The organism is Nesterenkonia salmonea, assembly GCF_005771525.1.
Lineage (GTDB): Bacteria > Actinomycetota > Actinomycetes > Actinomycetales > Micrococcaceae > Nesterenkonia > Nesterenkonia salmonea.
On record NZ_VAVZ01000001.1, the window covers coordinates 65687 to 84327 of the forward strand.

Annotated in this window: 14 protein-coding genes; 8 read left to right on the top strand and 6 right to left on the bottom strand. The window is 61.2% G+C overall.

What is annotated here, in order from left to right:
• The first annotated feature begins 114 nt into the window (after positions 1 to 114).
• Positions 115 to 1245, top strand: coding sequence for a sugar-transfer associated ATP-grasp domain-containing protein (locus tag FEF26_RS00275; RefSeq protein WP_166432847.1), 1131 nt, complete (start codon positions 115 to 117; stop codon positions 1243 to 1245).
• Here the strand turns inward: FEF26_RS00275 and FEF26_RS00280 are convergent.
• Genes FEF26_RS00280 through FEF26_RS00290 form a run of 3 tightly spaced genes read right to left on the bottom strand, consistent with a single transcriptional unit; the run spans position 1242 to position 4679 of the window.
• The gene (locus FEF26_RS00280; RefSeq protein WP_138251534.1) at positions 1242 to 1754 is read right to left on the bottom strand and encodes a hypothetical protein; all 513 of its coding nucleotides are present in this window, start codon (positions 1752 to 1754) and stop codon (positions 1242 to 1244) included. The genes FEF26_RS00275 and FEF26_RS00280 overlap by 4 nt on opposite strands.
• Positions 1747 to 3480 (bottom strand): asparagine synthase-related protein, encoded by a 1734-nt coding sequence (locus FEF26_RS00285; protein ID WP_138251535.1) that lies wholly within the window; start codon positions 3478 to 3480, stop codon positions 1747 to 1749. The genes FEF26_RS00280 and FEF26_RS00285 overlap by 8 nt, the downstream gene beginning before the upstream one ends.
• On the bottom strand, positions 3477 to 4679 hold the full coding sequence (locus FEF26_RS00290; protein WP_138251536.1) for a glycosyltransferase: 1203 nt from the start codon (positions 4677 to 4679) through the stop codon (positions 3477 to 3479). Before FEF26_RS00290 ends, FEF26_RS00285 begins: the two co-directional genes overlap by 4 nt.
• A 41-nt stretch (positions 4680 to 4720) precedes the next feature.
• On the opposite strand from FEF26_RS00290, the gene FEF26_RS00295 reads away from it, so the two are divergent.
• The 5 genes from FEF26_RS00295 to FEF26_RS00315 all read left to right on the top strand — a co-directional run bounded on the left by FEF26_RS00295 (position 4721) and on the right by FEF26_RS00315 (position 11468).
• Positions 4721 to 5836, top strand: a complete 1116-nt coding sequence (locus tag FEF26_RS00295) for an ATP-binding protein (protein WP_138251537.1) — start codon at positions 4721 to 4723, stop codon at positions 5834 to 5836.
• A 64-nt stretch (positions 5837 to 5900) separates the two neighbouring features.
• A complete protein-coding gene (locus FEF26_RS00300) occupies positions 5901 to 7262 on the top strand; it encodes a glycosyltransferase (protein WP_166432848.1) in 1362 nt (453 codons plus the stop codon).
• A complete protein-coding gene (locus tag FEF26_RS00305; protein WP_138251539.1) occupies positions 7259 to 8890 on the top strand; it encodes a glycosyl hydrolase family 28-related protein in 1632 nt (543 codons plus the stop codon). The genes FEF26_RS00300 and FEF26_RS00305 overlap by 4 nt, the downstream gene beginning before the upstream one ends.
• Entirely contained in the window at positions 8887 to 10137 is a 1251-nt protein-coding gene (locus tag FEF26_RS00310; RefSeq protein WP_166432849.1) for a glycosyltransferase, read from the top strand. Before FEF26_RS00305 ends, FEF26_RS00310 begins: the two co-directional genes overlap by 4 nt.
• A complete protein-coding gene (locus tag FEF26_RS00315) occupies positions 10134 to 11468 on the top strand; it encodes a polysaccharide pyruvyl transferase family protein (protein ID WP_138251541.1) in 1335 nt (444 codons plus the stop codon). The genes FEF26_RS00310 and FEF26_RS00315 overlap by 4 nt, the downstream gene beginning before the upstream one ends.
• On the opposite strand, the gene FEF26_RS00320 is transcribed toward FEF26_RS00315, so the two are convergent.
• The 3 genes from FEF26_RS00320 to FEF26_RS00330 all read right to left on the bottom strand — a co-directional run bounded on the left by FEF26_RS00320 (position 11465) and on the right by FEF26_RS00330 (position 16468).
• Positions 11465 to 12718, bottom strand: coding sequence for an ATP-grasp fold amidoligase family protein (locus tag FEF26_RS00320; RefSeq protein WP_138251542.1), 1254 nt, complete (start codon positions 12716 to 12718; stop codon positions 11465 to 11467). The two genes, FEF26_RS00315 and FEF26_RS00320, sit on opposite strands and share 4 nt — an antisense overlap.
• The gene (locus FEF26_RS00325; protein ID WP_138251543.1) at positions 12715 to 15546 is read right to left on the bottom strand and encodes a glycosyltransferase family 2 protein; all 2832 of its coding nucleotides are present in this window, start codon (positions 15544 to 15546) and stop codon (positions 12715 to 12717) included. The genes FEF26_RS00320 and FEF26_RS00325 overlap by 4 nt, the downstream gene beginning before the upstream one ends.
• 112 nt (positions 15547 to 15658) lie before the next feature.
• Complete coding sequence (locus FEF26_RS00330) at positions 15659 to 16468, bottom strand: methyltransferase domain-containing protein (protein ID WP_166432850.1); 810 nt, start codon at positions 16466 to 16468, stop codon at positions 15659 to 15661.
• Between the two features lie 179 nt (positions 16469 to 16647).
• Here FEF26_RS00330 and FEF26_RS00335 point away from each other — a divergent pair, with 179 nt between their 5' ends.
• Entirely contained in the window at positions 16648 to 17583 is a 936-nt protein-coding gene (locus FEF26_RS00335) for an ABC transporter permease (RefSeq protein ID WP_138251544.1), read from the top strand.
• Positions 17584 to 17593: 10 nt separating this feature from the next.
• A complete protein-coding gene (locus tag FEF26_RS00340; RefSeq protein WP_138251545.1) occupies positions 17594 to 18640 on the top strand; it encodes an ABC transporter ATP-binding protein in 1047 nt (348 codons plus the stop codon).
• Position 18641 lies beyond the last annotated feature (1 nt).

Genomic DNA, 18641 nt, shown 5'->3' on the forward strand with positions numbered 1-18641 from the left:
AGCCGGTGCGCATCTGGTGCGAGGCGTGGGACGCCCCATCGCCGCGCAACCACCGGTACCATCGCACGTATGTCTCATGAGTTGTCCCCCTCGCCGAGGAAACCGCCTTACCCTATGCGACTCGCCCAGCGCTTGCTGCAGAACGCCAAGGACCCGCTGGGCATCCCCCAGCGCACAGCCAAGACCTACCGGTACCGCCGGCGCCAGTTCGGCGCAGCGCGCCGGTTTCTGCGCAAAGAGTTCCGTTGGGAGACCGAATGGGGTAACCGGAAACCAGATTGGTGGCGCAGAGGGTTCCTGTCGCGGTCAGTGACGCTCTATCAACTGCCGGACAATGACCCCTCGCTCTACATCAATGACGTCCAGCGGTACTTCCGCACCAAGCGGATGGTCAACCCTCATCTGCAGGAAGTGCTGAACAACAAGTTCTCCTTCTTCCTGCTGGTGAAGAACCTCGGGTTGGACTCTGATGTGGTGGACCTTCTGGGCCTGCACACCCGCGGACATGTGCACCCATTCCCGCAGAGCAGGCGCATCCCGGTTGATCAGTTCCTCGCAGAAATCCTCAGCGAACGGCAGCACATCTTCGTCAAGCCACTGCACGGTGCGGAAGCCAACGGAGTGCGATCTCTGAAAGTCTCCGACGGCGAATACCGGATGGACGGCCAGCCCAGCAGTATCGAGGAGATGGCCAAGTGGGTGCGCGACTTCCCCCGCCCGGTGCTGTTCGAGGCTGCGATCACCCAGCACGATGACCAGGCGTACCTGAACTCACACTCCACCAACACCATCCGACTGCTGACCATGCCTGATGTCACCGATGACCACACGCCCTTTATTGCCCGAGCCTCACAGCGGATCGGGTCAGTGCGCTCCGGGCACATCGACAACTGGACTAAGGGTGGCCTTTCAGCCAATGTCGATTTGGAGACTGGGAAGCTCTCCGCCGCAGCGCAACTGCCTGAGGGCAACGATCTCCAGTGGTTTGCTGAGCACCCGGACTCGGGGGCGCGAATCCAGGGTCACCAGGTGCCGTTCTGGGAGGAGACCAAGCAGCTCGTCCTGGACGCCGCTCATCGGTTGGCGTTCATGGAGTACATCGGCTGGGACATCATCATCACCAAAGACGGCCCGGTCATTCTGGAGGCAAATATCAACTCTGGAATGAACGTGCTGCAGGTCCACGGACCGCTTCTGGCCGACCCGCGCGCCGCAGCCTACTATCGGGCCAGGGGCGTGGTCTAGGTCTTCTCCAGAGGGGTGTGCAGCCTGGTGAGCGCGAACAGGGCAGACATCTGTTCACGCTTACCAGCTGCTGCGTCTATCAGACCTGCCCGTTCGGTGCCGGCGAAGTTCTGCACCGCCGTCAGGACAAGGGGGTCCGTGGTCACCAGATGCGTCACCACAGCCGCCAGGGGGTGATCGAGGTCATTCTCTGAGCCGACCACCAACACTGTGGGCACACTGTGCCGTTCAGCCTCGATCAGCACCTCACGCCATGAACGCGGTATCCGGGCCTGGTCCGGGATTCGCGCCACGACGACGCCGCATCGCCTCACCCATTCTGGCTTCGCTTCTGCACTGGTGAGATCAGTGGTGGGAGCGTTCAACCGCAGCTGGCCGAGGGCACCGATTCGAGGAGCGACGACGCTGCGCGCCCGACGTCCGAGCCGCCGACCTACTCTTTTGGCCCGACGTACCGCAGGCAGCACGCGTGTACCCATCCACGTGGTTTCTAGGGGCTTATCAGGCATGTCCGATCCTCATGGGGTCCGCTGCACTGAGCGTAGTGCTGTACTGCTCCAGCCAGAGTGTGAGCATCGCCAGGCCTCGGATCAGATGTTGGGAACGCTGACTGTTGAGCAGTCTCTGCCAGACCACAACTCCGTGGGCTGACCCCGGGTCTGCGGCGGCAAGCTCTGCTGAGAGCAGTCCTGCGGCCGGCCCTCTACGGATCACTCCCGCTAAGTACCTCGCGCCTTCGCGGCTGGCGATCCTGCGTTTGTGGTGACGAGTTCCGGTAAGGTCATCCGCGGTGGCCATGCCCCGCAGTGCGGGGTCAGCGGCGGCAAGGAGTTTGGGGTACCAGGCACCGTCGGCCTTGACGTGGTGGGGCAGTTCCAGGGCACGCTGGGCTACCTGGTCGATGACCATGGGCATCAGCGTGGGTTGAGCTCCGCCGAGCACCTTGGCTGGTGCCGGAGAAATCCCGGGGACGGTGCGAAGCAGGTAGGAGGTCAGGGTGTGCGCGTTGGGGTGGTCGGCATACCGTTCAGCAGTGGGCCGCGCCCCGCTGTAGGCGCGCTCCTCTACGGAGGCGGCAGTCCTACCCTCCATGACCTTATGGGCCTCGGTGAGGTACCGGGAACGGGCCTGGACTCTGCTGAGCATCAGCTCATGCCTGCTGACGTGGGACGCCCCCACCGGGTCAGCAAATCCTCCGCCCAGAAGTACTCCCCCGCCGATCCCGTCAAAAATAGCCCCAGGGCTCTTCCGCAGTTCACGGACTACCGGCATCAACCAGAAGTGGAACGATGCCTGGTAGTCCACGGCCTCGGCATAGTCGGCGAAGTCTTCTCCGAATTGGTCGTAGCGGCCAGTGATGATGCGGTGGTCCACACCGAGGGTCTCAGCGACCTCGGATGCGACAAGTTCCTCGAGGGCGGACCCAGCATCCGAGCTGGTTGACCAAGCTGTGAGTTTCTTCCGGTCAGCGCTCTCCCGGGCGGCCAGCGCGGTCAACATCCGTGAATCTCGGCCTCCAGAAAGCATGGGGTTAGCTGACCCGCCAGCGTGGGTTCCATCAAGGTGAGGCCGCATGTGAGAGGCCATCGCCTCAATGGTCTCCCTGGTGACCTCATCCAGGTTGGGGCCGGCCTGTGGGACATAGTCTTCCCAGGGCCAACGCTGCTGCTTCAGCTGCACAGCGCCGGTATCCGTGACCTCGGCGTACTCCATGGGCATCAGGCGTCGGATCTCAGTGAAAGTCGTGCGGCCGGACAATGGTGCCCCGAACGCAAGAATCTCGCTCCATGCTTGCCAGTCCGGGGTGAGAGTCTCCGCCGTCTCAACCAACCACCGCAGCCTGGTGGAGAAGAAAACTGCTGAATCGGCGGTGTGGACGTAGAGCACCTGGCATCCGGAGACACTTCCGTGGACTATGCCCGTTCCTCGTGCGGTGGTGCGCAGTCCGCAGGCTTCAGCTTCCCTAGCGGTCTGCTCCCAGGGCTGCCCCAGCAGCTGGGAATCGATCTGCCCTGCGGCGTTCCACGCTGCACCCAGGCTGCGTTCGGCCCGGCTCACGGCAGCCGCAGCAGTCACTCGAAGCGTCAATCCTGGCAATAGGTAAGAGGGATCCCACAAGACGCCCTCAGCCTCTGCGAGTTCAGCCATCCGGTCCGCGCGTTGCCGATGCGCTTCGGTCATGCGTCCGAACACGCCGCACACAGCCGTGGGCTGCAGACTATGCGGCGCCGTCATGGGGTGACACCTAGCCACCGGAGGCGTTCCACGTGCCGGCCCGGCCCATGATCGACAGCGAACTGCTGTCCTCGCTGTGATTGGGCGAGAAACGCCTCATGGTCCATCCAGTACTGGTCGATCAGGCCTTTGACCTCGCCAGGCTCGGCGTAGACGGCCGCATCCCCAAAGATCTCGCGCAGATAGTGGGGCAGCATCACCAGGCATCCTGCTGCGAGCGCTTCCATGATGGCTCTGCCGAAAGCTTCGCTCCACCCTGGATGGTGCATATAGACCCAGAAGTCGATTCGCTGGAGGAACTCAGCCGGGGCTTCGGCGCCGAAAGGCTGGACCTGCCATGTCTTGGGAACCTCACCAAGGATCTCTTCGGGAACTGCGGCGCCTCCGAGCACCTCCACCCGGTAGTGGGTGCTGTCCGGGTACGCAGCCAGGATGTCTTTAGCTGTCGCGGGCCACTTCTCCTTCTCCGGCCGGGAGTGCCGGCCGATCACCGGTCGGTCGGTGACGAAACCCGCCCTCGGCGTGATGACAACCTCTTGGCCGAAAATATTGGCCCAGTCCTGGTCGGCGATGTTCAGACCAGGGACTCTCTGCGCCAGGAGACTCGAGCGCACCACAGGGCTGATGGGCGCCCATTGTGCCTGGACTTTGAACGTCTCGAAAGCCTTCTTCTCGACGTCTTGTACGGAGTAGTGCCAGGTACCTTCAGCGTCGATCGCAGGATGGTTCGCCACGATCACGACCTGATCGACTGAGATCTTGCCGAATCTGGCGGCACTGGTGCCGATGACTGTGGGGTGCCGGATCACCAGTAGCGCGGCGTCCAACTCAGCTCGTGGGGAGACGATGTGAACCCCAGGCAGTCCCATGACCGATTGGATATGGCGGCTGAACCCGGTGACCGTGGTGGTCACCACAGATTGGGCGTGAATAAGAGCAGTGGAGAGCCCGGCGGCGGACTGTGCACGCACTTCCTCCGCGATCGAAGCAGTTGTGCCGCCTCGGAGCCGGAAATCAGAGAGTATGGCGACGTCGACTCGCCGCACAGGTTCCCGGCCGGCCTGCTGCATCTGTGCAGCCATTGTGCTCACTTCACCTGCGAGCTCAGCGACTTGGGTGTGGAGTGCCTCACTTTCGGCTCCGGTGATCCGCCGGCGGAGCCGACCCAGTGTGCGGCGCAGATCCGTGGTTCGGTTCATCAACGCCACTGTATCGCCTTATAAGCGTTAAGCTGTGGATCGTGCCTGCGCTGACAACTGTGCCCGATGCTGACCGCCCTATCGGCAAGTTCGTTGTGGACTCTGTGCTCCCGAGGTGGGACAACATCAACACTTTCCGTCGCGCATTCCCGCACAGCCGCATGATGACTGCGATGCTTCAGCGCCGTCGAGTCCACGTCCACCAGTTCAAGGGAATCGTGGCCGCCTTTCTCTATAACGGAGAGATTGTGGGTGGACGCAGCGGGCGCTTGACCACCCTGGTCAGTGATCAGGCGCTGGAAGCCTGTAATTCTAAGAGTTTGGCGCGCCAGTACTTCACAGCCGCGGGAGTTCCTGTCCCTCCAGGGCAGGTCTTCACCAGCGACCAGGAGGAGGTCGCTGCGGAGTTTGTGCGCGCACCAGGCCCCTGGGTGGTGAAGCCTGACACCGGGCGGCGTGGCCGCGGTGTGCATTTCAACGTCACGGAGGACACATTCGAGGCCTCATGGGCAGCGGCATTGAGCGCAATCCCACGAACCGCTCGGAGCCCCAAGCAACTCCTCATTGATCAGTTTCTGGACGCATTGTGCGTACGCTTCTTTGTGGTCGGCAGCGCCGTCCAAGCAGCCGCGGTGCGCGTTCCGGCGTTCGTGGTCGGTGACGGGACACGCACCATCAGCGCACTTCTCGAAGAGTCCTTCGCAGCACGGGAGGCACACCCGCTGCTGCGCAAAACTCTGCCCGAGATTGACCAGAGCTTGCTGGAGACCACCGGCTGGTCGTTGGATCAGGTGCCCGCGGCAGGTGATCTGGCGCTACTCGGAACCGATGGGGACATGACCAGGGGCGGCATACCCGTTGATGTCACTGACGAGGTCAGCTCCGAACTCAATGAGCTGGCCATTCGCGCAGTTGACTCGATCCCGGGCTTAGTGGCGGCAGGCATCGATATCCTAGCCCCTGACCTGAAGAGTGCTCAGGGCGCCGTCGTACTCGATGCCGATGCCTGGGCTAAGACGACCATGCACAGGTATCCCGCACTTGGACGGCCCCGGGGTGCCGGTGTCATCGCCGTTGCTGAACACATCAAGCTGCGAGCCCTGCACTGGGACAAACCGGCTCTCCCTCCAGAACCTCAGGACCCTGACGACGACTAGCTTCAGCCCCCGCCCGTTTCCCGGACGGTGAGACTCACCTCCAAGTGCTATGAAAGCGAGATTCATGAACGCACTATCCACCCTCAGGCGACGCGCCCTCGGCGTTGCTCGGCGGGCTCGGCAGGCTATCCGGCGTCCGGAAAGCCCCGCTGCCACTGCTGTGAGCTCGGAAGCGGCCTCTAAGATCTTGTTTGTGGGGCATACCCGCTTCAGCGTTCACCAGTTCGGGTCCCGGTACTTCAACGCCACCAGAGATGGAGATGCTGGAGCAGGTTTCAGCGAAGATCAGTACACGCAGTGGTTGTACAGCGATGAGCGCATGGACCCGCGGACCGAGATCTTCACCCAGCTCAGTCTCCCCCAGCTGGCCCAGGCCGCTGAAGACTTCCACGTGGTCCACTACGTGTCCTACTCCCCGTCGCTACCGGAGAGGCACAAGAAAGCGCTGCGCCAGGCCGCCCGCACCTATGACTTCGTGGAACTCAACGAAACCAAGAAAACCGTCTCCTCCACACCCACCAAGAGCCTGATCCGCAAGGCCGCACAGAAACATCACTTCACGTCCGGCCCCATCGGCGTTTACCGGCTTGATGACGACGACGTGCTCTCGGTGAACTACTTCCACCTCATGGCACCCTATGTTCGGCGCAGTCACATTGGCTGGTGGGTCTCCCAGGGGCTCGGTATTGCCGCGGTGCGGTTCGGTGAGGACTTTGTGTACGCCCGGGACTACTACTACCCCAAGAGTGCCTTCGGCCCGCTGTGCATCGCTGGATACGACCAGGGAGAGGTCAGCCACACGCAGGCACCGAAACACACAGTGATGGACCACACCAACCCGACCATCCTTGACTCCCGGGAGCCGGCGTATTTCCATATCCGGCACCGGGGTCAGGACAGCACGCTGGGTGGAAAGCCCACACCGTTCTACCCCGAGGCCATGATGCGCATCCGCAGTGAGGGCCCAGCGGACCTTGATCAGGTCCGCACACTGTTCCCCGTGGTCGCTGACCGGATGCGCCTGACACCGGGCAGAGACGAAGACGCCGTTACTTTTGACCCAGGAAGTGTCACCGCCACCAGCGAACCCGTGAGCTACTTGTGGGAGAAACCCGGAGCTCTTGCCCTCCGTGTTGAGCTTCCCGACCGCGTAAAGCTGAAGCAGCGCCAGCTGAAGGTGAGTTTCTCCACCACCCAAGACGCTGCCTGCCAGTACTCCAAAGAACAGGAACAGGAGTTCTTCGCCGCCGCGAAAGTCGCATCAGATGACGGTGACTACTCGACGTGGGTGCCCCACCAGAGCACGGGCCTGGGCCATATCCTCTTCCTCGAGCCCCCGCAGGGAGTTCGCATCACCAATCTGAGACTCCACACTGACCAGCACGAGCCGCTCACCATCCAGCGCGTGACCGCCTACCCACTATGACTTTCGGACCCCTTCATCAGCTCTCGGCGCGCGTTCAGGGGCTCTTCAAGAAACAGGATGCGTCCCTGGCGGCCCAGCTGTGGCGTGAGTACACAGCTGACCCCGCACGGCATCCGCGCATCCCCAACGTGTCTCACGCCGGATACCAGATGGGTAACCAGCCGCTCCCCGACCTGAAGGGCCCGGTGTTTCGCGTCGAAGAGTTCGGCGCTGTCCCTGACCAGACCAACGGATGCGACGAGGCTGTGGCTGCAGCTCTTGACGCGGCAGAAAAGGCTGGCGGCGGCGTCGTCCTATTCCCCGAAGGCACCTTCCACTTCTCCTCAGTGATATGGGTTCACGCATCCAATGTGGTGCTCCGCGGAGCTGGCCAGGGTAAGACCACCCTGTACTTCACACAACACCTCGATGCGGCATACCGCACCTCACGAATGGGCGAATGGTCCTGGACCGGCGGGCTGGTGTGGTTCCTGCCCCGTGAGGTGAAAGCCGAACTCGAGGCCTCCGACTGGGCGTGGGGAACCAACGAAGGATGGATCGAGAACCGCGAACTGGCCAAGGTGACGAAACCTGTGGGCCGCGGCACACAGCGGATACCGGTCTCAGACACCACTGACATCACACCAGGCGATGAGGTCATCCTCTCCGTCACCAATACACCTGGCAACAGCCTCCTGTCCCACCTATGCGGGGATCTGCCTCAGGACAGCTACGACTTCGCCCAGCTGGCCAGCTCCTTGCGCAAACAGAGGAACTACCGCCAGTTGCGCTGGCCGGTGCGCGTCGACCAGGTGGAGCCCAACATGCTGGTCCTCGCGCAGCCCACGAAAATCGACCTGCGACCCGAATGGGACCCTACGGTGGCCTCGCTCGGCCCCCATGTGCGGGAATCGGGGATCGAGGACTGCACGATCCGCATGCGAGCTGCCGAGCAGCAGCCCCACAACCAAGACCACGGTTTCAACGGACCGCACTTCCAGGCGGCACTGAACTGCTGGGCACGCCGCGTTGAGGTCATCGACGCTGACAACGGCTTCGGGTTCACCTCAGCCAAAGGCATTACCCTCCATCAGGTCTCTGTCAGCGGACGGGCACGGCACCACAGTTTCATCTGCCGAGAACAGAGCCACGACTGCCTTATTCACGAGTTCTCAATCCCACCCGCGACCACCGAACTAGCGCCAGAGGCCCTCACCCACGGGCTCAATGTGGAAGGGTACTCCTCAGGCAATGTCTGGTCCGATGGAGATATGGAAGGGACATTTGATTCCCACCGGCGAGTTCCGTTCGACAATGTGCGCACCTGCATCACACTTAGGAACACTGGCTCCCTGGGCGGGGCGAAGAAAGCCGGTCCGCATTGGGGAGCCCGCTTTGTGCACTGGAACGTGGAGGTGACCAATAAGCGCGCCTTCGCGGTGCGCCTGGAGCAGCACGCGCCCTACAGCGCCATGGTCGGCGTGATCGGCCCCACCAAGCCGCACCCAAAGCCCCGTGAGTTCTCAGGGGACCTGCACTCCGTCCTCGTCGACGTGGGCACCACCGTCTCCCCGCGGAATCTATATCTCGCCCAACTGAAGCATCGGTTGGGTCCATCATCAGCACGCATGCGGAAGGAACAGCTGTGAGCACTCTCTTCATCGGATACACGAGGTTCAGCGTGCACCAATACGAATCAGGGAGCTTCAAAGCGACCAGCGCAGCAGGTGGATTTTCCGAGGCCGAATACACCGACTGGCTCTACGCCCCAGACCGGCTCGACACCAGAACAGCCATCTTCATTGAAGAGAGCCTCCCGCAGCTGGAGCAGGCATCACAGAAGTTCGATCTGGTGCACATTGTGGCGATCTCCCCTTCGCTGCCGGAGAAGTACAAAACAGCCCTCCAGCAAGCCCGCACACGCTACCCCTTCCTGCGCATCCACGAGACCAAGCAGAGAGCAGCACCGAGCCACCCCAACCTACAACTGGTGAAGACCATGCTCACAAAACGCGGATTGGCTGGCCAGGTGTTCGGCATGTACCGGCTCGACGATGACGATCTTCTGCCGATCGACTACTTTGACCGGATGACGCAGTACGTCACCGATGAGCACGTAGGCTACCGGGTCTCTCTCCCCCAGGGCATCGGGGCCATACGTGCGCAGAACGGGTACGTGCTCCCCTGGACGTTCTATGAGGCTAAGTCTTCCGCCGGGTTCCTCACCGTCCACCGATTCTCCCCAGACGGCCAGAAGATCTACGGTCTGGAAGCCAGACACCACCTCAAAGGCCACCACAAAGCGGACCGCAACTTCCCTGTCATCCTGGATGGCCGCCAGCCCGGATTCTTCCGGGCCCGCCATCAAACCCAGGACAGCACCCTGACCACCTCCGCTGGGGCATTCTTCACCCGCGTGGTAGAACAAGCCACCGCCCGTGCCGCCGCCACACAGGACGACGTCGCCTCCTCCTTTCCGCACATCGCTGAACGGATCTTCGACTCGGCTAGGCCCCTCCCCGGCCAGGAAAGCCTGATAGGTGACCCAACACTCTTGAAGGGAGGCGGCATCGCCATTACCTGCGACTACCGTCACCCGATGCTGCTCAGTGGGACCCTAGAAAGTGCGCCGGCATCCTCAACTATCCGGCTGCGGTTGACGCTGGAGGAGAGCCCCGATGAGAAAGCGGTGGAGTTCCTCCGTGAGGCCGGTTTCACCCGGGACGACCAGAGCAGGTTCGAACGACCCCTGCGTTGGGCTGGTCACCAGATCACCGATGTCCTGGAACCAGCCCCTGGTGCCATAATCACCGGCCTGGAACTCTCCAGCTCTGAGGATGTGACTCTGGCATCTCTGTTCGCCGCCCCCCTGAAAACTGACAGAGAGGCTTCATGAGCCCGAACCCTGAACCGCGCGTACTGAGCCGACTGCGAGGCTACAGTCTGTGGAACCGCAAGGCGCGGCTGCTCTTGGGCCAGCCAACAGCTGGAGACCATTCCATCACCTGGCACATCACCACCGAGGTGGGAGAAGTGGACTTGGTGGCGCGGTTATCGGGAAGCAACCTGAGGCTGGAGTGCGCCAGTGAGGACGCGCTCGTAGCTCGGTCCCTGCGGGCCATGCTGGTCACCAAAGCAGCATTGGTCGCCGAACCAGAGGAGCACCATGTGCTCACTGACATCTCCGCAGCGTCCCGGGGTGCGGCCAGAGAACTCATGCGCCATGCGATGTATTGGGCTGAGGCTGTGACCTCCATGGCCCACCGCGAACAGGAGATCCACCGGGGTTCTACGTCTCTTCAGAATGTCGTCGCCCAAGGCATCTGGTATGACCGGCGCCCCAACTTTGGCGACGCTGTCGGCCCCTGGCTGGTCACCGCTCTTACCGGCAAAGACGTCGTCAACGTCCGGCGCACCCGTGAAACTCCCACGAAAGCACGGGGACGCGCCACGCTGCTCGTAGGGTCGATCATTCAGATGATCAATCGGAACAACGTGGACATCTGGGGCAGTGGGCTGATGCGTGCACTGTCTGTGGAACAGGTCACAGCGTTTTCACGGCTGAAAAACATTCGAGTCCGCGCCGTTCGGGGCAGGCTAACCGCCGCTGAGCTGAGGGAGAAACTCGGCTGGGAGGTGCCGGAGATCTACGGTGACCCGGCGCTGCTTCTGCCACGGCATTTTCCGGTCACATCGCGTGGGGAGCATATCGCGGTGGTTCCGCATTTGAAGCACAGAGCGGCAATGCGAGAGCTCGCCAATGAAAGACTCGTGGTTTCAGATGTGCGTGAAGACCTAGAAACTGTGGTCACTCAGATCGCGTCAGCCCAGGCGTGCATATCAACCTCACTCCACGGGATCATCGTCGCGCAGGCCTATGGCGTGCCGTGGGTGTGGCTCAATCTCACCGATTCGCCTGTCGACGGACGCGATTTCAAGTTTGATGATTTTTTCACCACAATCGACGCCGCAGCCGTTTCGCGTCTGGATGTTCCGCTCAGCGAGGTGACCCGCCTTGATTTCATCGAATTGGCGCAGCAGACCACATTGCCCGACCTCAGAACTGACCTCGACAGGCTCGAGACAGCCCTGCCTGTCAGGCGGGAAACGTCCGGTGCTGCCGGGACCGAAGCTCGCGAGCGTGGACTGAGCTCAGTGCCAGCCAGGCTCGCGCGTGGCATCCGGCGACTCCTTTCCCGCTCCTCCAGACGGATCCGCAGTCATTAACACCACTTTTGGGACGTCCGGCGGGGGCGACTCCACAGCGCAGGAGCCTCTTTCCCGGACTGCGTCAGCTGGTCGTACCACCACGTGTAGTCATTCCGCCCGAAGAGCGATCCGTAGGGCCGGCCCGCTGCAAGGTCCTGCTCCAAACGGGACTGAGCTTTGACCCACTCCAGGCCCATATAGGCGTCGTGCTCACCGCGGTACCTTTGCCGTCCCCCAGGTGTGGGAGTCAGCTCCCCAAGGATAAGCCCTCGCGGAGTCTGATAGAGATCCACTCGCACGAACGGCATGCCCACCGCCCGGGATAGGTGCCGCGCAGTCTCCATGATGTGATCGATATTCTCGGGCGTGGGGATATCCGGGTTCCAGGTGCCCATTTCTGCCACCTTGCCCAGGTCCTCACCATCGGCACCGAGGTAGCGGCGCGTGTAGGAACGCCGGTCCATGGAGCCCTCTCCACCGGACTGCATCAGCAGAATCTGCAACACCTCGCCGTAGGCGGTGTAGACCTTGATGTCCTCGGGTATCGCCGAGTCAGAGGTCCCTTCGAGGAGTTCCTCAGCGAAGTACGGGCCATGCCAGTGACTGAACCGTTCCAGGATCTCCGCCGACGGGGTATTACCCTGAAACGCGATGCCACCATCCAGAGTTTCCCAACCGTGGCCCGTGCGCTGGAGGATGAAGACGCCATGGCCGCTGTGTCCACCGTCGGACTTCAGCACCATCTTGTCTGTCGTCAGGGAGCTGAGGTTGATGTCTTCCGGGTGTTCCCACACCTGGTAGACCTCCGGGACACCGACACCGTGGCTCTGGGCCAATGAGTAGTTGCGCAATTTGAACGGCATCTGCCAAAGAGGCAGCGCATCGGACGGGTCGGCGGTAAATCGCTGCTCGTATAGTTCCCGGTAGGCCACCAGCAGAGTCAGAAACGACGGCTTGTCCAACCGGCTGCGTGATCGCCGCAGATCAGCCTCTAGGCGCTCAATCTTTTCTTCGAGTTCCTGAGCTTTGCGGTCCCTTGCTCGAAGAGCATCAAGCTTTTCACGCTCCGAGAGTTCGCTGCGCGCCCGGAACGTCTCAACTCTCCGCAACGCCCGATTCAGCCGATCTTCCAGCCGGGTACGTTGATCTTCGTTCCAGCGGATCTTTCCTGCTGAGCGCCGTGCTTCTATCTCAAGTTCTTTGATTTGACGGTCCCGGGAGACGACAGGTGGAAGCCGCCTCACCATTTTCGACCCCAGCTGCTTCATCCTGCAGGCTCAAGTTCTGGGAGGCCTTCTGCAGAGGACTCGCGCAGACGGGCAAGGTATAGCTCAGCTGAACGATTTTGGCGAAGGAATTCGACGCCACGCTGCTGCTGATCCGCGTAGCCATCGGGGTCTTCCCAAAGCGTCTTCAACACCCGACGTACGTCTTTGGGCTCAGCATAGACTGCCGCCTCACCGTAGACCGAACGGTATTCGGGTTCGAGGACCACGACCACCCCTGCTTTGAGAGCGGCCAGGACGCTGGGCTCAACAGACTCATGCCACGGCTGGTTGTCGAAACAGACCAGGAAGTCCAGGGCACCGAGATAGTCCAAGAAACTCTCCTCACCCGGAGCCTCGACGTTCCACGACGGAGGCACACCGTCGCCGCCGATCACACCATGCTGCCGCAGCACCTGAACGTTGGAGCGCAATTCGACGCGACAGCTCCCGTTAGTGGGGTATATCTGAGAACGCAGTGTCTTGGGTGGCCAGTGCGACTCGGTTTCGCTCACCGGGCGTCCGATGACGGGCAGCGCAGACGGGTCGTGGGCCTCGGTTCGCAGCTCACCGATGTGCGCGACGACGGAGGCCCAGTTAGACGGTAAGAGTTGCTGGACTGGCAACTGTCCCAGCAGATAGCTGCGTGCCAGGGTTGATTGAGGAGCCCACATCGGCTGCCGGCCGAAGGCCGCCACACAGTTGCGGCTGACCTGGTCCATGGAGTAGTACCTGTCATCACTATGGATCGCTGCGGGTAGCTGATTGGCGACGACCACGATCCTACCCACGTTAATCTGGGAGACGGTACCTGTGTCGAGCTGCATGACAGTGGGCCAGTGGACCACCATCAGTGGGGTCTTCGCCTGTCGGTCAAGAGTCAGCCAGTCAATGCGTCCGGCGAGGAAGAGGCGTTCAAGCTCCGGGACCAGGCGCCGTTTGGCTGCCGAGGGAACAAGTCCGTTCTGCAGAGCGATCAGCCCTACCCGCAGCCCTGTTTGGAGAGCCGCTTCAATCTCTTGAACCAGGCCGAGTGTGTTTCCGCCGAGCACTCCGCACTCGGAGAGGAAAATCACGTCGTACTCCGGGATGTAGGTCTTGTCCCGTCCTGGAAGGAATGAAGGAGGCGCCACAAAGGGTCGCTTGTCTGGGTTCTTCGGCATGAACGGGCTCGCGCCGGCGCTGATGCTCTGATGCCATGCCCCGTACGCCCGCTGGTAAATCTCCCGATCCGGGTGGCGATAACCCAACCCAAAGTCATGTGAGGTCAGGTTGTCTTCACCGAGTAGGGAGAACGCCATGGGAACCGGATCGTCAGAGACCAGTTTGGTGTTGAAGACCAGTTCGAATCGTTTCTTGTACTCGTTATCAGCAGATTTGCGGACCGCATCCCAATAGCCGAGCTTGTCTTTGACGGTCTCTCTGCGGAACATAATGCAGGCGAAGCTGGGGTGGATGACCCGGTCTGGACCCCAGCGAACTTGGAACTTCACGTTCTCATCGACCCTTACCCACTGCACGATATTGGCGTGCTTGTCATGGTGTTTCATCAGATCCCGCGCTTGGCGCTCGATCCGTTGGGGGTGGTGCCAGTCGTCTTTATCGGCGATCGTGACGAATTCACCAGTTGCCATATCGAATGCGTCGTTGCGGACCGCGTAGGCTCCTCGGTTCTGTTCGCAGAAAATCAAGCGGATGCGACTGTCCCGTGCTGCCCAGCCTTCGAGCTGAGCCCGGTAAGGGGTGGGGTTCCCGAGCTCGTCTGTCTCAGGAGAAGCGTCATCGATGATGATGATCTCCAGGTTCCTCCACGATTGATTGAGCAATGATTCAATCGCCACATCCGTGGCCGCATTTGGCTCGTATATGGGCATGATGACTGACACCCTCGGCAGGTCACCACCTGTGACTGCAGGGGCGTCACAACGGATGTGGTAGAACGACGGTGCTTGCGGATTCTCGAAGGAGGGCGGCACCAGGCCGTGCCGGCTGAACTCCTCGCCGAGTTGGGCTGACCACTGTCCGGCCTGATGGCGCTGCCCCGTCAAATTCGGATTGACCGTATTGAGGCGCAAGTACCGCTGGGAGTACTCGCGGTCCGGATCAGGGTCCTGGTAGTTGAGCACCTCAGCGGCACGTGTGTGTTCACCGTTCCAGCTGAGCAGATCGGCGTAGTGAGAGCGGTCGATACCCTCGCTGAAGACTCGCATACCGAAAATGTCTTCAGCGAAACTGTAGAGCGAGAGGCAGTTGAAGAGGTCCCTGTTGTCAAGGCGCTGACTATAGAGCACTCGTGCGAGCGATAGGTAGGCCGGTGCCCACAGGATCTGTTGAAGAAGCGCTCTGCGCTGAAGGTCGGTGGAGCGGAAACGCAAGGATTCGATTTCGCGAACCAGGGCACGGTAGTCATACGCCCCAGATGTGGCACTCAGTGCTAGGACATCCCGAGCACCAGTAAGCCTAGTTTCGCGGGCAAGGCTGGCGAACCATTGAAGCCTTCCGCCACGGCGCAGCTCCTTAGCCCACTGCAGGAGTGTGGGATCGTGACCGCGCAGCTGCGCTTGATCGCCCCCGCCGCTGGGTGTTTCGGCGGGTGCAGGTAAATCGAAAGTGTTGCCGAAAAGCCGTCGTCTTGCGTCCTCGTTTCCATACACCACCACGCACAGGGTGCCAACAACCAGTGCAGTCAGACACCCCAGCGCTAATCCATACATCTGGAGGAACGCTGCCATCACGGCCAGCACAGCGATGAGCGACGCGAGCATCAGGGCCGCCTTGTGGAGACGACTGAGCTTCCGCACTTCCCGCTTAACCTTTTCAATTGTGCTCAAGGCGTTGAACTTTCTTCATCGACAATGGCTGATAGCAGGCCAGTGTAGACCGATGAGCACCGCAATAGTGCTAAAGAACGCTGAAAGTTTGTGTGCCCTGCAGCACTTTTTTCTAGTGGCTGCGGCGAGCGATGAAGAAAATTCTCCGGAAGGGAAGGATTGTCCCGATTCGAGTCTCGGGGTACGCCTCTTTGAGCGCCGCTTTGTACTCGGTCGTGAACTTCTCAAGCAGGTCTGGAGGGAGTGCAGAGAGCACAGGCCGTGCTGCTGCTCCGGAAATCCAGTCAAAGACCGGGTCCTGTCCCTGGAGGACATGATGGTATGTCGTTTCCCACGCCTCGACGTCCCAGCCATCACTGCTGACGTCGAGCATGTAGTCGATCACCCCTGCAGTAGGGGTCAGCAGTGTGGCGGGGTCGACGTGCTCTGCATAGGGTCTGCTGCCGGCCATCTCCGAGAGCAGACGGTGGCTCGGCGCCGCATAGTTACCGGGTACTTGAACGGCCAGCGCTCCTCCGGGGGCAATGGAACGCTGGATAGCTGGCAGGAGTTCCCGGTGGTCGGGCAGCCACTGCAGCGCAGCATTCGAAACAATAAGGTCCACCGGCTCTGAGGTCGCGAACGAGCGGATGTCTGCCCGCTCATAGGTGATTTTGGAGTCGTCGCTTGTGGACTCGCGCGCCTTGTCCAACATCTCCTGACTGGAATCTACTCCTGTGATGTGGGCAGCGGGCCAGTGGTGCCGTAGGACCGGCATCCCATTTCCAGGTCCACAGCCGAGATCAACGACGGTGCGAGCGTTGGGGAGGTTTACTCGACCCAGGAGATCGACGAAGGGACGTGTGCGTTCTGAGGCGAAGGCCAAGTATCGAGTGGGGTTCCAGGTAGTGTCCGAGGGCACGCCGGTGGAGGATGAGGGCATGGAGTGATTCTAGGGACCCAGCGCCTCGCCGGCCGAGACCAATGACACGTGGCGCAATGAAGGAGCCGCAGATCACCTGCACCCCTAATGTCCACGGCACTGTCACGCCCCGCTGGTAGACTGGGCCGCGCTTTGCCCCGCCATGTGCGTGGCACGCAATTCACCCCGGGAGGACTCTCATGGCAGCACCTGCCTCTGAACGACATCGGCCCAGTTTCCAGTTGGGCCCCCAGCGGGTCGTCCAGATGGATGGAGACCAGTTGGTCCGAGTGGGTGCTCGTCCAGGCCTGTTCCGCTACATCCGGAACATCTGGGCTTTCCGCCACTTCCTTCAGTACGATGCGCACGCCCGCACATCGTCGCAGAACAATCTCGATTCACTCGGCCGCTTCTGGATGGTCATGAACCCGCTGCTGCAGGCTGCGGTGTACTTCTTCATCTTCGGCTACATCCTGGAGACTCACCGTGGCATCGTGAACTTCATCGGGTATCTGATCATTGGTGTGCTGACTTTCCGTTTCATTCAGGGCGCTGTGGTCAGCGCTTCGAATTCGATCGCCGGTAACCAACAAGTGGTTCAGGCGTTCAACTTTCCACGCGCCTGTCTGCCGATCTCCTCCGCAGTCCGTGAACTCTTCGCCACGGTTCCCACCTTTGTGGTGATGGCTGTTCTGGTCTACTTCATCGGGGACTACCAGATCGCCGATATGGAGCGCGCCAGCATCACCCTGGATTGGAAATGGCTGATGTTCTTCCCGGCCATTTTCTTGGGGCTTATGGTCATGACTGGAATCGGCCTGATCCTGGCGCGGGTCGTGGCCAACCACAATGACGTCAAGCACCTCATCAGTATTGGGGTCAGGCTGTGGTTCTACGCCTCGGCCGTGATCTTCAGTGTGGATCGGTTCGCTGACCGGGGCCATGACTGGATTATCACGGTCATGCACTACAACCCTGCCTTCTGTATCTTGGACATCATTCGTGACGCGTGGCTCTACGACGGCCTCGGGGAGCCCTTCCGTTGGGCAGTACTGGGCGGTTGGGCCGTTGGTGCCCTGGTGATCGGCATGATCATCTTCTGGCGCGGGGAAGAAACGTACGGGCGGGAGCGCTGAGTCGAACAATATGAGTACTCCAACTTCTCCCTACACTCCCCGCCGGGCAAACGGACCAGCCCGCAATGGAACCGCCGGTGATGGCCTCGACCTGGATCCTGAGGTCTTCGACGACGGATTCGGGTTCGACCAGATCCAAGAGATCGCGTGGGATGACCAGCCCCTGACGCAGAACGCGCCGCAGGTTGAGACAGTCGACCCGGATAAGGTCTCCGTAGCTGTGGACAACGCGTCCAAGATCTACCGCATTCGCTCAGGTACCGAGCATAAGAACTCCACCAAAAGAGTGGGTCGTCATCTGCAGCGGGCCCTCGGCTCAGGATGGTCTGAGATCCCCGCCCTGAACGAGCTCAGCTTTGTGGTCAACCGCGGTGAGACCGTCGGAGTCATCGGAACCAACGGTTCCGGTAAGTCCACCCTGATGAAGCTCCTCACCGGGAAGATCCGCCCCACCTCCGGTGAAGTCTTCGCCACGTCCACGCCGGTGATGCTGGGCGTCAACGCGGCCCTCGTCCGAGAGATCTCCGGACGGGAGAACATCAAGCTCGGGTGTCTCGCGATGGGGCTGTCCCCCAAAGAAGCCCAGAAGAAGTTCGACATGATCGTCGAGATTTCTGGACTCCATGAGGCATTGGACCGGCCGTTGAAAGCCTACTCCTCAGGTATGGCGTCACGGTTGCAATTCGCGATCGCTACGAGTGTGGACCCCGATATCCTGCTCATTGACGAGGCTCTCAACACCGGTGACGCCCAGTTCCGTTCCCGAACCAAGAAGCGGTTAGATGAAGTGCGCGCCCAAGCCGGCTGCGTGTTCCTCGTCTCCCACTCTCTTGGCACGATCAAGCAGATGTGCACCAGGGTGATATGGATCGAGCAGGGCCGCATGCTCGCCGATGGTGACCCAGAATGGGTGTGCTCCCAGTACCAGGAGTACACCGATCACAAGTCGAACGGGCGCATGCGCGCCGCTCAGATCGTCTACGACCGCACCCAGCTGAAGCTCTCACCTGTTCAGGTAGAGTTCATCGACGGCACCCGCCCGACGAAGGCCGGCTAGC

Bases quoted from the DNA above. Each gene is read 5' to 3' on its own strand.
- FEF26_RS00305 (WP_138251539.1), top strand. From the start codon at position 7,259: ATGACTTTCGGACCCCTTCATCAGCTCTCGGCGCGCGTTCAGGGGCTC.
- FEF26_RS00340 (WP_138251545.1), top strand. From the start codon at position 17,594: ATGAGTACTCCAACTTCTCCCTACACTCCCCGCCGGGCAAACGGACCA.
- FEF26_RS00275 (WP_166432847.1), top strand. From the start codon at position 115: ATGCGACTCGCCCAGCGCTTGCTGCAGAACGCCAAGGACCCGCTGGGC.
- FEF26_RS00280 (WP_138251534.1), bottom strand. From the start codon at position 1,754: ATGCCTGATAAGCCCCTAGAAACCACGTGGATGGGTACACGCGTGCTG.
- FEF26_RS00300 (WP_166432848.1), top strand. From the start codon at position 5,901: ATGAACGCACTATCCACCCTCAGGCGACGCGCCCTCGGCGTTGCTCGG.
- FEF26_RS00330 (WP_166432850.1), bottom strand. From the start codon at position 16,468: ATGCCCTCATCCTCCACCGGCGTGCCCTCGGACACTACCTGGAACCCC.
- FEF26_RS00335 (WP_138251544.1), top strand. From the start codon at position 16,648: ATGGCAGCACCTGCCTCTGAACGACATCGGCCCAGTTTCCAGTTGGGC.
- FEF26_RS00320 (WP_138251542.1), bottom strand. From the start codon at position 12,718: ATGAAGCAGCTGGGGTCGAAAATGGTGAGGCGGCTTCCACCTGTCGTC.
- FEF26_RS00290 (WP_138251536.1), bottom strand. From the start codon at position 4,679: ATGAACCGAACCACGGATCTGCGCCGCACACTGGGTCGGCTCCGCCGG.
- FEF26_RS00315 (WP_138251541.1), top strand. From the start codon at position 10,134: ATGAGCCCGAACCCTGAACCGCGCGTACTGAGCCGACTGCGAGGCTAC.
- FEF26_RS00285 (WP_138251535.1), bottom strand. From the start codon at position 3,480: ATGACGGCGCCGCATAGTCTGCAGCCCACGGCTGTGTGCGGCGTGTTC.